This window comes from Bacillus sp. FSL H8-0547 (assembly GCA_038002745.1).
Lineage (GTDB): Bacteria > Bacillota > Bacilli > Bacillales > Bacillaceae > Bacillus_P.
In genome coordinates, this window is sequence record JBBODD010000001.1 from 4,009,971 (window position 1) to 4,026,292 (window position 16,322).

15 protein-coding genes are annotated in these 16,322 nt (G+C 44.5%); all 15 read right to left on the reverse strand.

Going from position 1 to position 16,322, the window contains the following annotated elements; translation table 11 throughout:
- Window positions 1–174 precede the first annotated feature (174 nt).
- Window positions 175–1,041: a 2-oxoacid:ferredoxin oxidoreductase subunit beta gene (locus MHB63_20215; protein ID MEK3808858.1), complete on the reverse strand. Its 867-nt coding sequence runs from the start codon at window positions 1,039–1,041 to the stop codon at window positions 175–177.
- Window positions 1,042–2,778 carry a 2-oxoacid:acceptor oxidoreductase subunit alpha gene (locus MHB63_20220; GenBank protein ID MEK3808859.1) on the reverse strand — a complete coding sequence of 579 codons (1,737 nt, stop codon included), beginning with the start codon at window positions 2,776–2,778 and terminating at the stop codon, window positions 1,042–1,044.
- Between the two features lie 190 nt (window positions 2,779–2,968).
- On the reverse strand, window positions 2,969–3,886 hold the full coding sequence (locus tag MHB63_20225; protein MEK3808860.1) for a dipeptidase: 918 nt from the start codon (window positions 3,884–3,886) through the stop codon (window positions 2,969–2,971).
- Window positions 3,887–3,974: 88 nt separating this feature from the next.
- On the reverse strand, window positions 3,975–4,235 hold the full coding sequence (gene spoVS / locus MHB63_20230) for a stage V sporulation protein SpoVS (GenBank protein ID MEK3808861.1): 261 nt from the start codon (window positions 4,233–4,235) through the stop codon (window positions 3,975–3,977).
- A gap of 197 nt (window positions 4,236–4,432) precedes the next feature.
- Complete coding sequence (locus MHB63_20235; protein ID MEK3808862.1) at window positions 4,433–5,227, reverse strand: TIGR00282 family metallophosphoesterase; 795 nt, start codon at window positions 5,225–5,227, stop codon at window positions 4,433–4,435.
- 119 nt (window positions 5,228–5,346) lie between these two features.
- The gene (rny, locus tag MHB63_20240) at window positions 5,347–6,909 is read right to left on the reverse strand and encodes a ribonuclease Y (GenBank protein ID MEK3808863.1); all 1,563 of its coding nucleotides are present in this window, start codon (window positions 6,907–6,909) and stop codon (window positions 5,347–5,349) included.
- A 379-nt stretch (window positions 6,910–7,288) separates the two neighbouring features.
- Entirely contained in the window at window positions 7,289–8,326 is a 1,038-nt protein-coding gene (gene recA, locus MHB63_20245; GenBank protein MEK3808864.1) for a recombinase RecA, read from the reverse strand.
- 254 nt (window positions 8,327–8,580) lie between these two features.
- Window positions 8,581–9,843, reverse strand: coding sequence for a competence/damage-inducible protein A (locus MHB63_20250; GenBank protein MEK3808865.1), 1,263 nt, complete (start codon window positions 9,841–9,843; stop codon window positions 8,581–8,583).
- 15 nt (window positions 9,844–9,858) lie between these two features.
- Window positions 9,859–10,437, reverse strand: coding sequence for a CDP-diacylglycerol--glycerol-3-phosphate 3-phosphatidyltransferase (pgsA, locus tag MHB63_20255; protein MEK3808866.1), 579 nt, complete (start codon window positions 10,435–10,437; stop codon window positions 9,859–9,861).
- Window positions 10,438–10,511: 74 nt separating this feature from the next.
- Entirely contained in the window at window positions 10,512–11,387 is an 876-nt protein-coding gene (locus tag MHB63_20260; GenBank protein MEK3808867.1) for a RodZ family helix-turn-helix domain-containing protein, read from the reverse strand.
- Window positions 11,388–11,408: 21 nt separating this feature from the next.
- Window positions 11,409–12,200, reverse strand: a complete 792-nt coding sequence (locus MHB63_20265) for a YmfK family protein (GenBank protein ID MEK3808868.1) — start codon at window positions 12,198–12,200, stop codon at window positions 11,409–11,411.
- Between the two features lie 172 nt (window positions 12,201–12,372).
- A complete protein-coding gene (locus MHB63_20270; GenBank protein MEK3808869.1) occupies window positions 12,373–12,630 on the reverse strand; it encodes a DUF3243 domain-containing protein in 258 nt (85 codons plus the stop codon).
- A gap of 80 nt (window positions 12,631–12,710) precedes the next feature.
- Complete coding sequence (locus tag MHB63_20275; GenBank protein ID MEK3808870.1) at window positions 12,711–13,424, reverse strand: SDR family oxidoreductase; 714 nt, start codon at window positions 13,422–13,424, stop codon at window positions 12,711–12,713.
- Between the two features lie 56 nt (window positions 13,425–13,480).
- Window positions 13,481–14,767, reverse strand: coding sequence for a pitrilysin family protein (locus MHB63_20280; GenBank protein ID MEK3808871.1), 1,287 nt, complete (start codon window positions 14,765–14,767; stop codon window positions 13,481–13,483).
- Window positions 14,768–16,048 (reverse strand): pitrilysin family protein, encoded by a 1,281-nt coding sequence (locus tag MHB63_20285; protein ID MEK3808872.1) that lies wholly within the window; start codon window positions 16,046–16,048, stop codon window positions 14,768–14,770. It lies immediately after the preceding gene.
- Window positions 16,049–16,322: the final 274 nt, after the last annotated feature.

Below are 16,322 nucleotides of genomic sequence, written 5' to 3' on the forward strand. Positions count from 1 at the left end.
TACGTTATCATAGTTGAAGTTTATCATCCTTGAAAAGCAGTGTAAAGATGGGTGTCCTCTTCAAAAAGACACTTGCACACACTCGGAAAAAAGTGCAGAAAAAGTTTTGCAAACGAGTTTGATCTGACTCAAAAACACTTAAAAACGCCTATCCGGAGATAGACGTTTTCTGGCTTACATAAATTCGGCAAGAAGTTCGTTAAACTTCTCTTCGCTGATTTTCAGGTCTGCATGAGACAGCGGCTCTTCGCTGTAATTGTGAACGAGCTCCTGATAGGACGGCTGATTGGCATTCTGGTAAATCAGTCCTGTTACAAGACCGTTTTTCTCCATCAGCGTCTGCATGGCCTGCATCCGGTTAGAAGGATCATATCCTTCGATGTCTGCAAGCTTTGTGAGATTTTCCTTGAACCAGTCATACGTGTTGATTTTGTTGTACGTTACGCAAGGGCTGAATACATTGATCAGCGAGAAGCCTTTATGTTTAATTCCCGCTTCAATAATGGCTGTCAAGTCTTTTAAGTCGGTTGAAAAGCTCTGGGCCACAAACGTTGCACCTGCTGTAAGAGCCATTTCCATAACAGAAAGAGAAGATTCTATGGACCCTTTAGGTGTACTCTTCGTTTTGAATCCGACATCGCTTCGCGGTGATGTCTGGCCTTTTGTCAGGCCGTAGATCTGATTGTCCATCACGATATAAGTGACATCAATGTTTCTTCTGATCGCATGAATGGTATGTCCCATGCCGATGGCAAACCCGTCGCCGTCACCGCCGGAGGCGATAACCGTCAAATCTTTATTCGCCATTTTAACGCCCTGGGCGATCGGGAGGGAGCGGCCGTGAATGCCGTGGAACCCATACGCATTAATATATCCTGAAATACGTCCGGAACATCCGATGCCTGATACAACGGCAAGCTGATCCGGCTCAAGGCCTGCATTTGCGGCAGCGCGCTGAATGGCAGCCTGCACGGAGAAGTCTCCGCAACCCGGACACCAGTTTGGTTTTACATTATTTCGAAATTCTTTAAATGTCGCCATTTAGAACAACTCCTTGCATTTTGAATGAACTTCATGCGGCAAGAGCGGATTTCCATCGTATTTTAAGATCGAGGAAATTTTCTCTGCATGGCCGACATTCATTTTGATCAGGCTGGCAAGCTGGCCAGTCGCGTTGTTTTCGACTACAACGACTTTTTTTGCTGCCTTAACAAGCGGAAGCATTTCATCTGCCGGGAATGGATGAAGAAGGCGGACATGTGCGTGATTTGCTTTCACGCCGTCCTTTTCAAGGCGTACCATTGCCTCTTCGATTGTTCCTCTCGTTGAGTTAAAGCCGACAAATAAAACATCTGGTTCAGGGTGAATCAGATTCTGATGAACAGGCGTATCAAACCTCATGGCTGAAAGCTTTCTGAGACGTTTGTCCATCTGGGCTTTCCGGTTCGTTGCCACTTCTGAAGGCTTTCCTGTCTCATCATGCTCAACACCTGTCACGTGGTGAATGCCGTTCTTCATACCTGGCAGAACACGCGGAGAAACGCCGTCATCTGTCACTTCAAAGCGTTTGAAATATCCTTTGTTTTCGATTTCCGGAAGTTCTTCCTGAACGAGCTTGCCGCGGCGGATCTGAATTTTATCATAGTCTAACGGTTCGACCGTCTGTTTGCCCAGTGACAGTTGAAGGTCTGTGAGAAGGATGACCGGACACTGGTATTCCTCTGCAAGGTTGAAGGCTTCGATGGTATCATAAAAAGCTTCCTGAACCGTACTTGGCGCCATCACAATCTTAGGGATCTCCCCGTGTGTTCCGTAAATCATGGCCATCAGATCTGACTGTTCCTGCTTAGTCGGAAGACCTGTACTCGGGCCTCCGCGCTGCGTATCCACGATGACAAGCGGCTGTTCGGTGATACCGGATAATCCGATTGCCTCCATCATTAATGACAGTCCAGGCCCTGCTGAAGCAGTCAGTGTCCGTGTTCCGGCATAGTTTGCTCCGATCGCCATTGTACATGCGGCAATTTCATCCTCAGTCTGAATGACCGTTCCGCCAAAATCAGGCAGCTTTTTAATTAAGTATTCCATAATTTCAGAAGCCGGAGTAATCGGATAGGCAGCCATAAACCGGGCCCCGCCTGCTACAGCACCGAGTGCAATGGCATCATTTCCGATCATAAACATGCGCTTGTTTCCGTCTGCTTTTTCAAGGTACAGATCATCGCGGTCAAACTGCAGCTCCTGTTTCATGTAACTTGAGCCTTTTGCAATGGCCTCAAGGTTCTTCTCGACAATCTGCTGGCCTTTTCTTCCGTAGATCTCCTGAACAACATTCTGGAACTGTTCTGTTCCAAGGTCAAGAACCGCACTTGTTGCGCCTATCGCTACCATGTTTTTCATCAGAGACGTTCCAAGCTCTGTTGCAATCTCTGTAAATGGAACAGAATAAAGGACAGCGCTGCAGTCATCCGGAATAGTCGGATTAAATTTTGAATCTGCAATCACAAGCCCGCCTTTGCGAAGCTCATACACATTCACATCAATCGTTTCCTGGTCAAAAGCTACTAATATATCAAGGTCATCGGATATAGCGCGGACTTGGGTTGTGCTTACGCGAATTTTATTGTTCGTGTGGCCGCCCTTGATTCGGGATGAAAAATGGCGGTACCCATACAAATAATATCCCATTCTATTTAAAGCAATTGAAAAGACTTCACCTGTACTTTCAATACCTTCGCCCTGCTGTCCTCCAACTTTCCATGAAAGTTGACTGATCATGTGCCTTACACCCCTTCTTAAGAAACACTCATATATTTTTTGCTCTGTTTAGAGCTGATACACTTCGTCAGATTATGTACTAAACGTTACAATTGTAGAACGATAAAGAGAAAAAAACAAGCGTTTCAGGCAAATAAACCTGTTTTCGCCGCGAATTTATTTGATTTTTTCAAATCTTCCATCTATTGTGTCAGAATGAAATCGCATTGATAAAATTAAGGCAAAGAAATTTTTCCGTCTGTCTTTCCGAATAGTGCCTCAGAAGCGTGTTTACGAGATAAGGATATTGCTCATACCCTTCAAGACCCTCTACCGTTTCGTCAATTCCGTCAAAATCCGAACCGAATCCTACCGCATCTTCCCCTACAATGCCAACAATATAATCAAGATGATTCAATATGTGCTTCATGCCGGCTTGTGCATGGGACGCCGTAAACTGCGGAACAAATGTAATCCCGATGATTCCCTTTTTTTCAGCGACCGCCTTCAGCTGATCTTCTTTTAAATTCCTCGGGTGCGGACAGAGAGCGTAGGAATTGGAATGGCTTGCTACCGGATAGTCCGCCAGTTCAATGACATCCCAGAAACTTCTCTCAGACAAATGGGAAACGTCCGTCCACATTTTATACGCATTCAGTTTTGAAACTGCATGCCTTCCAAAAAAGGTAAGTCCCGCATTCCTTGTTTCGAGCGCGCCGTCTGCAAGCAGGTTTGCAAAATTCCAGGTAAGCCCGGCTGCTCTTACACCCAGATGATAAAAAACAGACAGCATTTGAAGATCATGGCCGATGGGTTCCAATCCTTCAAGTGTCAGGATGGCCCCGATTTCATCTTCCTTCAGGAGGTCTGCATCCTGCTTTGTTTTGATCAGCCTGATTTTTTCATAGCGTTCAAGAATGCGCTCGTGAAAAATGGCAGCCTGTGCAAGCGCGCATTCTTTTTTATTAACTGCCTCTACTGGCACAAAAATAGCAAAGCACTGAATTTTCGCTCCAAATCTGAAGAGCTTCTCAATGGTTACGTGAAGATTCAAATCGTTCCATTCGCTCTTTTCAGGATCTTTCCAAAGCTTATACAGCAGATCACAATGAGCATCAAAGATACGCATAAGAAATCAACTCTTCTCCGGCAAGGCCTTATTTATGAAAAAACAAGCCTGCTTGCGTATCCCGCAAACAGGCTGTACTCTTCTCTATTTAACGAGGCTCAATAATTAATTTTATCGCAGTACGCTCTTCACCATCAATGAGAATATCCGTAAATGCGGGTATGCAGATCAGGTCAACGCCGCTCGGGGCAACAAATCCCCTGGCAATGGCTACAGCTTTTACGGCCTGATTAAGGGCGCCTGCGCCAATGGCCTGTATCTCGGCAGCTCCTCTTTCCCGCAGAACGCCTGCAAGAGCCCCCGCTACGGAGTTAGGATTGGACTTTGCTGAAACTTTTAATATTTCCATTTCTAGAATCCCCCTTGTTTTCAATAGATCGTGAATGTACATTGGATCGTGTATTACCGGATCTGTTCGGAGGGCTCATCCCCTTTATGAGCCTTCTAAACCTCTTATACAGTCATTCCATTGATACTATATTCACTAGAGGGAAAGAGTATTCCTGCTTGTTCATTTATTTTTTCTAAAATTTCAAAATAAATGATCTATTCAAAAAACATGTGATCATCATTAATTAAAATCCGTTCAATCTTTGATGCATTACCTGTTTTATCATTGATATCGACTACAACTGCACTCAGCTGCGCCTTGCCTTCCGTTACTTCAAAACGGACGGGCAGACTTGTTAAAAAGCGTTTGATGACAGCTTCCCGCTCAACTCCGAGTATGCCGTCATACGGTCCTGTCATGCCGACATCTGTAATAAAGGCAGTCCCGTGATCAAGAATCCGTTCATCTGCCGTCTGAACGTGTGTATGGGTTCCGACAACAGCTGATGCCTTTCCGTCCAGATACCAGCCCATCGCCTGCTTTTCACTTGTAGCTTCAGCATGGAAATCTACAAAGATAATAGGTGTTCGTTTTCGAGCTTCCTCAATCAGCTCATCCGCTTTTTTAAACGGACAGTCAATCGGAGCAAGAAAGGTCCGGCCCTGAAGATTAATCACAGCAACTTCTTTTCCGTCCGCTTTAATATAGGTAATGCCTTCGCCTGGTGTCCCTTCAGGAAAATTGGCTGGGCGGATCAAATGAGGAACCTCTTCAATAAATTCAAAAATCTCCCGTTTATCCCACGTGTGATTCCCCATCGTAATGACTTGTGCTCCCGCCTGAATCAGCTCATGATAGATTTTCTGTGTGAGTCCTTTTCCATGAGCAGCGTTCTCTCCATTTACGATAGTTAAGGATGGTCTGAACTTCTTTTTAAGCTTTGGCAAATATTCTTTGATCATGTCCCGGCCCGGTGAGCCGACGACATCTCCGACAAATAATAGTTTCATGCTGTAAAACCTTCTCTCTGCAAATATGTCTTTTTCTTTAGTTTGGCTTAGATCTTCTTAAAGTAGGCCCCTGTATTTCAGTTCCGGGCAAAAAATAAAGCGATGCGGGATGCATCGCTTTATTTTGCATATTCAACAGCCCTTGTTTCACGAATGACTGTTACTTTAATGTGACCTGGGTAATCCAGCTCTTCTTCAATCCGCTTGCGGATATCACGTGCCAGACGGTGAGCCTGTAGATCATCGATCGTATCCGGCTTAACCATGATGCGAACTTCACGGCCTGCCTGAATGGCGAAGGATTTTTCAACACCTTCGTACGATTCAGAAATCTCTTCAAGTTTTTCAAGTCGGCGAATATAATTTTCAAGCGTTTCGCTTCTTGCGCCCGGACGTGCTGCAGATAAAGCATCTGCTGCCGCAACCAGAACCGCAATAACGGAAGTCGGTTCCTGATCGCCATGGTGAGAAGCAATACTGTTGATGACAACCGGATGCTCCTTGTACTTAGTAGCAAGTTCCACACCGATTTCAACATGGCTTCCTTCTACCTCATGGTCGATTGCTTTACCGATATCATGCAGCAAGCCTGCACGTTTTGCCAAAGTAACATCTTCGCCAAGCTCTGCAGCCATTAGGCCGGAGAGGTAGGCAACTTCCATGGAGTGCTTCAGGACATTTTGACCGTAGCTCGTTCTGAACTTCAGACGGCCCATGATCTTGATCAAGTCAGGGTGAAGTCCGTGAACGCCAACTTCAAAGGTTGTCTGTTCGCCAACTTCGCGGATGTACTCATCCACTTCACGGCGGGATTTTTCAACCATTTCTTCAATTCGCGCGGGATGAATGCGTCCATCCTGCACAAGTTTGTCCAATGCGATTCTTGCTGTTTCCCTGCGAATTGGGTCAAATCCGGAAAGAATAACGGCTTCCGGAGTATCATCAATAATCAGGTCGATACCTGTCAGGGTCTCAAGCGTTCGAATATTTCGTCCTTCACGGCCAATGATGCGTCCCTTCATTTCATCATTTGGCAGGTTAACGACGGATACCGTTGTTTCAGCCACATGATCGGCTGCACAACGCTGGATAGCAAGGGAAAGGATTTCTTTCGCTCGTTTATCCGCTTCTTCTTTCGCACGATTTTCGCTTTCTTTAACGGTTACGGCGATATCATGAGAAAGCTCATTTTCAACCTTTTCAAGAATGATCTGCTTAGCCTCTTCACGGGTTAAGCTGGAAATGCGCTCAAGCTCAGCTTGCTGTTTCCGCACCATCTCGTCCACTTTGCTTTCCATCTCTTCAATATGCTGTTGTCTTTCATTCAGAGAATCTTCCTTTTTCTCAAGCATGTTCTCGCGCTTGTCCAAAGATTCATCCTTGCGGTCTAGATTCTCTTCTTTTTGTAACAGGCGATTTTCTTGTTTTTGCAGCTCATTTCGTCGCTCACGAATTTCCTGCTCGGCTTCTGTGCGAAGCTTGTGAATATCATCCTTTGCTTCAAGAAGCGCTTCTTTTTTCGTTGCTTCTGCATCACGCCTTGCATCTTCAAGAATCTGCTCAGCTGTGCCTTTAGCACCGGCAATCTTCGCTTCTGCAATGGATTTACGAACAAAATAGCCAACAACTGCACCGACGATTAGGCCAAGCAAAATGGAGATGATCATTGTAATGGGATCCATCATTTCACCTCCTCTTGCTATGAACTTGTTTCTTGCTAGATTTAAGTGTCGGCATGTACATTGCATACATTCTTCAATATACAGCACAAAGCTTAAGGGTTTCATGGAGACCTTGCAGCAATCCGTTCTGCAGGTCAACATCTGCTTTCATAGTGCCTCGCAAAAAGTTCTAACAAAATAGTATTACTTCTCAATTGTAAATGTGTGAATTTTTCTTGTCAAGCCTGTCATTCTGGCGTTTTCAGTGCAATTATGAATTTTCAGGCATTGCCTGACATTTCTTAAACAGGAAAAGTCAGGAGTTCCGCCCATTTACTTCAACCATTCTGCCAACATTTATTCAAAAATATACAAAAAAGAGGCGCGGACGCCCCTTTTTTTAGTCTTCGAGCAAATTCAGTTCATCTTGTTCTTCAGGTACAGCAGCGTCGCCGTCTAATCCGTAGTGGCTGCGGATTTTCTCCTGAAGCTCAAGGCGAATGGCCGGGTTTTCCTTAAGGAAGATCTTTGCGTTTTCTCTTCCCTGTCCCAGGCGCTCATCATTATATGAATACCATGAGCCGCTCTTTTGAACAATATCGCTTTCCGTTCCAAGGTCGATGATCTCACCCTCTTTGGAAATGCCTTCTCCGTACATGATGTCAACTTCTGCAACACGGAATGGAGGAGCAACCTTGTTCTTGACGACTTTAATTTTCGTTTTGTTTCCGACCATTTCATTTCCCTGTTTAAGTGTTTCTGCACGGCGCACTTCAAGACGGACAGAAGAGTAGAATTTAAGAGCGCGTCCGCCTGGCGTCGTTTCAGGATTTCCGAACATGACGCCGACTTTTTCACGGATCTGGTTAATGAAAATGGCAATGGTCTTCGACTTGCTGATCGCACCGGAGAGTTTGCGGAGCGCCTGTGACATAAGACGCGCCTGCAGACCTACGTGTGCATCTCCCATTTCTCCTTCAATTTCTGCTTTAGGAACAAGGGCAGCCACTGAATCGACAACCAGAATGTCTACAGCTCCGCTTCGGACAAGCGCTTCGGCAATTTCAAGGGCCTGCTCGCCTGTATCCGGCTGGGAAAGAAGAAGCTCATCAATGTTGACGCCAAGCTTCTGGGCATATACAGGATCAAGGGCATGCTCAGCATCAATAAATGCAGCCTGTCCCCCTGCAGCCTGAACTTCAGCGATTGCATGAAGGGCAACAGTTGTTTTACCTGAGCTCTCTGGTCCGTAAATTTCAACAATTCTTCCGCGCGGATAGCCGCCTACTCCAAGAGCCGCATCCAGCGCAAGCGAACCGCTTGGGGATGTAGAGATTTTACGGTCGGTCTGTTCACCGAGTTTCATAATTGAACCTTTACCAAATTGTTTTTCTATTTGTTTAAGTGCCATATCTAAGGCAGCCTGACGATCGCTCACTGAGTTTCCTCCTTTAGTTATTAACCTATTAATAATATACCTTTATTTTATCTGTTTGACAAGCAAAAAGCGAACATTTATTCGTTTTTTTGCACATTGAAATGGATGGAAAAATTCATTTTCCCCTTATTGAAAAGAGAAATTTGGATTCTTTTAAACACGTAAAATCCTATTTTGCATTTCTGAAGGGGGATTTGAGCAGCCTCTTATGCACTCAATGCGAATTAGAAAATGGACAAAAAGAAAAATACAGCTTATTCTGCTGTATTTTCTGTTAAAGCTTTAACCGCAAGATGGCAGCCGTATTTTACTGTTCGTTTGCGTATGCCGTTCCTGCTTCCTGCAAGCAGGAGTTGATGCGTCTCTGTCTGCCTGCCCTTTACGGCAAGACCTATATAAACAGTGCCCGGTTTTTTTCCTTCAACAGGCTCTTCGCCCGCTATGCCTGTAAAGCTTATCCCGATATCGCTCCCTGTCAGCTTTCTGATCTGCTCTGCCATTTCAAGCGCGCATTGCCCGCTTACGGCACCATGCTCTTCAAGCGTTTCTTTCGATACTCCGAGCATGGATTCCTTCACTTCATTTGTATAGCACACAATCGTTCCTTTAAAAACGTCTGATGTGCCTTTAACTGCTGTAAGCTGATCTGAAAACAGCCCTCCTGTCAGACTTTCGGCTGCAGAAATGGTCATTCCCCGCTGCCTCAGATGCCTTAATAGCTCTTCTGCAAGCGTCGTCTGATCATATCCGTAGAAAAACGCGCCGACTCTTTCGTTTATCGCCTTTTCAGCATCATTTATCAGTTTGACAGCTTCAGCTTCATTCTGGTGCCGTGCTGTCAGTCTTAAGGTCACTTCCCCGTCTCCTGCAAGAGGTGCAATGGTGGGGTTTGATTGTCCGTCAATCAGATCCTGAATATCCGTTTCAAGCTGGGATTCCCCAATTCCGAAATAACGAAGAACTCTTGAGATGATTTTATCGTTTCTGCCAAGTGCTTTTCTGAAAAAAGGAAGTCCGAATTTCAGAAACATCGGCTTCATTTCACTTGGAGGCCCGGGAAGAAGCATATAGATGATGCCGTCTGTTTGAATGGCCATCCCCGGGGCCATGCCATGTTCATTTCTCAGAATATCAGAGCCCTCAATGACAAGGGCCTGTTTTTTATTGTTTTCTGACATGGGGCGGTTTACTTTCACAAAATAATCTTCGATGCTGCGCAGCGCTTCCTCGTCTGTTGTGAGTTTTCGCCCGAGCATGCTTGCGATGGTTTCTTTTGTGAGGTCGTCCTTGGTCGGACCGAGACCTCCAGTAAACACGATGATGTTTGAACGTTCCTGTGCTGTTTTTACTGCCTGCTCAAGCCTGCCCGGGTTATCTCCCACAACTGTATGGTAATAGACGTTAATCCCGTCCTCTGCAAGCTGCTGAGAGATGAACTGGGCATTTGAATTGACAATCTGCCCGAGCAGCAATTCAGATCCAACCGCAATAATCTCTGTTTTTGTAGCCATGTGCATTCTCCTCTGCGTGTTTTACTTTGAAGAAAGAAGGGCAGCCTTGTTTTTGGCGAAATAGTCCCAACCGGAATAAACAGTAAAAAATAATGCAACCCATAACGCTATATCTGCAAAAGGAAGAGACAGATAGGAAAACGGAAGATTGTGCAGCAGCAAAGCGGAGATGGCGATAATCTGTGCCCATGTTTTAATTTTACCGAGCATATTCGCAGCAACGACCTCTCCTTCTCCTGCAAGTACAAGACGAAGACCGGTCACTGCAAATTCACGGCTGATAATAATAATGACAATCCAGGAAGGGGCAAGACCAAGCTCCACTAAGATAATCAGTGCGGCTGATACAAGAAGCTTATCAGCGAGCGGATCAAGAAATTTGCCGAGGTTTGTGACCATGTTCAGCTTCCGGGCATAATAGCCGTCAATCCAGTCAGTTGTTGAAGCAATGATAAACAGGATCGCGCCTGCTAAATGAGTGACAGGAATTGAGGTCTCTCCTGCATACAGGGTTCCCCAGTCAAATGGCGCAAGCATAATCACCATAAATACCGGGATTAAAAGAATTCTTGAAATGGTTATCTTATTTGGCAAGTTCATGTGTTTTCCTCCAAAACGTTAATGTATGTACACTAAGACAAAAAGAATGAAAGAAAGTCATCTTATAGATGACTTTATTCCTTAGTATATACGATTTGCATATCTTGTCTCACTGTTTTTTTCGGATCAATCTTGTATTCAACTGGTTTGCCGTTTACTTTGATCTGGGCAGCGGATGCATTTCCGATGACAATGAAAGCTTCCGTTTCATTTGTAAAGTCATGAGACTCGGTTTTCCCTTTATTCAGCATGCCGCTGAAAAACTTTTTGCCGGATGCGTTGCGAATCTCAATCCAGGTTGTCCCGGATGAGGTCACATCAAGCTTGAACTGCTCTGCTTTCGTTAATTCATAAACAGCTTTCCGGCCGGATGTTTCTTTAAATACGATTTCAGAAGCCGGTTCGGCGGGTTTTTCTTCAGCCGGCTTTTCTTCCTCGGCAGGAGCGCTGCCTGTATCTGTTTCTTTTGGCTTAGGCTCTTCAGGACTTTCAATGGCATCGTATTCATTTTCGCCGCTTGATGTCTGCTTTGGCTGATCTGCCTGTCCTGCTGAATCCGGCTTGTTTTGAACAGTAATCCAGATGATGACCGCTGCAAGAATGACGACCGCTACAATCAGAATCCGCGGCAGGAATTCAAGAACTTTTGATGCTGATTTCGGCAGCTCTTTATGTGTTTTCACGCGGGAGAGCTCAATCGTCTCCTCTGTGTGAACAATGGGAATTTCATTTTTGTATTCATCAAAAATTTTCTCCGGATCAAGACCGACCGCTTCTGCATACTGCTTAATAAAGGCACGCACATAAAAGTTTCCCGGCATCATGCCGTAGTTTCCCTCTTCTATGCCGAGCAGATAGCGCTTCTGTATTTTTGTTATTGCCTGGAGATCGTCAAGACTTAGTTTCCGCTCTTCTCTCGCCTGTTTCAGTCGATTTCCTAATTCACTCAACCATAACACCTTCCATATCTTCTAAAAATCAAACCCGGAAAAACTCGATTCATCGAACATTTGAGGCCCTGCTGCTTCCTCATATGTAATCTTTTCATCCGGGTCATTCCGAAGTTCAATTATATAGTCAAAATCATCTAGTGTATACTCTGTATTTTGCACAAACATATCAGGGTGCTCCACTACTTTTGTTGCTGAAAGCCGCATAATTTCCCTTACTAGCTGCAAATGCTTCTCCGAGCCTCTGCGTGTCGACACGATCCCGTCGATGATAAACACATTGTCCACACTGTATTCATCCGCAATCAGCTGGCTGCGGATCGTTTGCTTGAGCAATGTGGACGACACAAAAAGCCATCTTTTATTCGCACACACGCTTGATGCCACAATAGATTCGGTTTTCCCTACTCTCGGCATGCCCCTGATTCCAATCAGCTTATGCCCTTCCTGCTTGTACAGCTCTGCAAGGAAATCAACAAGCAGGCCAAGTTCATCTCTGACAAACCTGAACGTTTTTTTGTCATCCGCATCTCTTTGTATGTATCTTCCGTGACGGACAGCAAGTGTATCCCTCAGTTTCGGTTTTCTTAATTTTGTCACTTTAATATGGTCCATCGTATTTAAAATGGATTCAAGCCGCTGAATCTGCTCGTTATTCGTGCATTTAAGCAGCAGTCCCCTCCGGCTGTCGTCCACACCGTTTATCGTCACGATATTAATGGAAAGCATCCCGAGAAGCGATGATATGTCACCGAGGAGCCCGGGACGGTTTTTCTGAATTTCATATTCTAAATACCATTCCTGCATATCCAATTATGGACCCCCTTCAAAACAAGGTCTGTCGCACCTATATCCATATCATAAAGCATTTTGCCAAAAGAGGAAAGAATAATTCCTTGACAATAAAAAAAGGGTACTGAGACCTACAAAGGCGTCTGATCTTTGAAGAAAAGGCAGAAAAAAAAGAGAGGACCTGCGTCCCCTCTTATCTTGTGCCGTTATTTTGGACAAGTTTTACCATCATGTTCGCAATGGCATGCTGCTCGTCTTTAGAAGCAACGCTCCAAAGATCTGCAAGAACTTTTTCCTGATCATTTTTCGGGTCTACCTGTTTTGCAAGGTAATCTCCGATTTCATAAGCAAGGTCGCCTACAGCTTCTTGTTTCATTCCGTCGCCCTCAGCATGGTGCAGACGGTCGCCGAGGAAATTTTTCCACTGATCCCAGTTATCTAAAACAGACATTCTAACCCCTCCTAATTAAATGGAATACAGTGTTAGTTTGTCTTTGCTTCATGAATTTATGCGGAAACGGAACGAAAAATTTACACGTGCCAGCCTCCATTAACCGAAAGAATCTGACCGGTTATGTAGCTTGCCCGCTCTGATGCAGCAAAAGATACAGCATCCGCAATTTCTTCCGGCCGCCCGAGCCGTCCAAGAGGTATTTCTTCTTTTAAATCATCCAGCTCTTCTTCTGTAAATTCATCGAGCATCTTCGTTTTAACTGCGCCGGGAGATACCCCATTTACCCTGATTCCAGATGGTGCAAGCTCTTTCGCCAGGGCTTTTACAAACGAGTTTTGCCCGCCCTTCACCATACTGTAGAGCACTTCGCATGAGGCGCCAATCTCACCCCATATCGACGTGATCACTACAATATTTCCGCTTTTTTTGAGTACCATTGAAGGGATTGCCTTCTGTGCAATTTTATAGGGGCTTGTGATATGAAGCTGAACGAGTTCATCAATTTCATCATCATTCAGATCAGTCATCAGGCCAAACCGGCTCTTTCCGCTGTTCAATATAAGAAGGTCTGCAGCGCTTCCCTGTTCCATAAGCGTGTCAGGTCCTGTTGGGTGCGACAGATCTGCCTGTACAATCCGGCATTGTACAGGCAGATCATCCTTAAGCCTCTCCAGCGGTTCTTTGTTCCGGTAATAATGCAAGATTAAATCATATCCTTCAGAAGCAAGCTTTCTTGCTGTCGCGAGACCGATTCCTCCGCTTGCTCCCGTAATCAATGCCGTTTTTTTCATCGTTCTCCTCTTTCCTCTTATCTTGACCGAGAAAAAAACACCCTCAAAAAGGATGTTTATTTCGGTACAACCTGGCAGACAGAAAACAGCTCTTCTTCAACCACTTCATTCAGCGTAGAATGGATATCATCGTTTGTCAATTGCTCAAGAACAGGCACAACATCAAACAGATTCATTTCATTGAATGAATAGCGTGTGAACTGGTTTGCGATGTACTCAGGTGAATTAATCGCTCTCAAAAAAGAGCCGATTTTTTTCTTTTTGGCATTTTCAAGACGATCTGCAGGTATACCATCGCGCTTAGCCTTGAGCAGCGTCTCCTTAATTTCGTCTGCAAGCTCATCCGGACGGTCTGTATCGCCGCCGATCATGGCAAAGCCAAACCCGCTTTCTTCTGTATAATCATAGCTGAATGTATCATCGATCAGACCACTTTCATACAGTTCTGTATACTTCTCAGAGCTTTTTCCAAACACCATATCCAAAATGAGATTCATTGACAGCTCGTGCTTCATCAGCTCTTCCCCTGAGCGGTCAGCCTGCTTTGCTTTCAGTCCGACAAGGCATTTTGAAGACTGCACATTCATTTTCAGCTTTTCCGAAGCTTTGGCGACCGTATCAGGCTCATTCACTTCAGCCCGTTTAATCTCAGCCGGCGGCTTAAAGTCTTTTTTGTCCTGATTATCCCGGATCTGCGACAGAATGCTTTCCGGATCAACAGGGCCTGTGACAAACAACAGCATATTGCTTGGATGATAAAACGTGTGATAGCACTCATACAGAAGGTCTTTCGTTATTTTAGAAATTGACTCTACTGTCCCGGCAATGTCAATCCCGACCGGATGCTTGTGGAACATGTTCTGAATGAGCCCGAAATACAGACGCCAGTCGGGATTATCGTCATACATGTTGATCTCCTGGCCGATAATGCCTTTTTCTTTCTCGACAGATTTTTCCGTGAAGTAGGGATCCTGAACAAAATCAACAAGGGTTTCAAGGTTTTTTTCAACATTTGAAGTACTTGAAAATAAATAAGCTGTCCTTGTAAAAGATGTAAAGGCATTTGAAGAGGCTCCCTGCTTGCTGAAATCCTGAAAAACATCTCCATCTTCTTTTTCAAAAAGTTTATGCTCAAGAAAATGAGCGATTCCGTCCGGAACAGAAATCATGTCCTTTTGATCAAGGGGTACAAATTCATTGTCAATCGAACCATATTTCGTAGTGAACGTCGCATAGGTTTTATTGAATCCTTTTTTAGGGAGAACATACACGTTCAGGCCATTCTGCATTTTTTCATAGAACAGCTCTTCCTGCAGCTGATCAAACTTTATGGATTTTGCCATTTAAGCCTCCTCCTTTCCCGTTAAGAAGTACACCGTATCAAGTTCAATTTTCCCCGCAGCTGCAACAATATCTTCTTTTGTTACATGCTCGATTCCATCCAGGTACTTGTCAAAAGGCTCGTCAATGTTCGAAATGACGTTGTGATACAGCACTTCTACAGCTCCGTATGACGTATCAATTGTTTCAAGAAGCTGATTTTTTATAACCGCTTTTGTCTGATCAATTTCCTTCTCTTCAAAATCACCGTTTTTCATCGCTTCCATTTGTTCTTTAATGATGGTTACGGCCCGTTCAAAGTTTGCAAATTCAATGCCTGACATGACCATCAGAAGTCCCTTGTGGCTTTCGACTCTTGAGGCGGCATAATAAGCGAGACTTTCTTTTTCGCGGACATTAATAAACAGTTTTGAGTGGGAAAACCCTCCAAAAATTCCGTTGAAAACCTGAAGTGCATAGTACTCTTTATCCCCGTAAGTACAATGGGTGCGGTAGCCGATATTCAGCTTGCCCTGCTTCACGTCCTGCTTTTCAATCACTTCATTTGGTTCAGACTGTCTTTTTTCGGTGATGGATTTCTCAGCTGATTTGTGGGCGTTTTCACCAAACACAAAAAACTGCTTTGTATACTTGCTTACCTCTTCCTTCGAGACGTCACCGGTAACGTAGAGGTCCATTTTGTCTTCTTTTAATGCTTTTTTATAGTACTCATAAAGGCTCTCGGATGTAATGCGGTCAAGATGGTCAATCTCTCCGTTCACATGCAGGCGGTACGGCTCATCTTTGCACATTTCCTGTACAAGCCTTAAATTGGAATATCTCATTTTATCGTCATAGACTGCCTGGATCCGCTGCTTAAGCGTCCGTTTTTCCTGAGTAATGATCTCATCAGGAAAGGAGGAATCTTTTACAACAGGAGAAAGCACAATCTCAGACAGAAGCTTCATCGCTTTTTCAAGAAGCGGAGTCTGATCTGACAAAAAGCGTTCATTGGCAACTTCGATGCGGATGGAAATAATATGATGGTCGCCTTTTTTCGACAGGTCCACAAAAAGTGTTGCACCGTAAAGTTCATCAAGGTGCTTTCTGAGTTCTGTGCTTGTCGGAAACGTTTTTGTCCCCCTTTGAAGAACATAAGGAAGGAGCGCGCGGAATGTCACGTCTTCTTCATTAAGCGGGGCAAGCATTTTAAATACAAGTGAATTTGTCTTAAATTTATCCGTTTGAACGGTATGAAGCGTCAAGCCGTTGATTGTTTCGATTTGTTCATTTAAATAACTCATAATGACCCTCCTAACAAGCAGTTTCTCTTATATTTTTACCTGTTTTCTACATTAGCGTATGGAACCATTCTAGTAATTATATCAACTTTAGGATAATTAAGGAAATGATATCCCGCCTCACTGCCATTAGTGTGCCGCTGTCCCGAATTTGCATTCATGCAAAAACGGCCCCGCCGTGTGGCGGGACCGCTAATGTTGTTCGGTTTAGGAATTTTAAAAAGTATAAGACTGTGGATGACATGACAAAGTTATGCCCGTCCAGCTCCAGCGACCT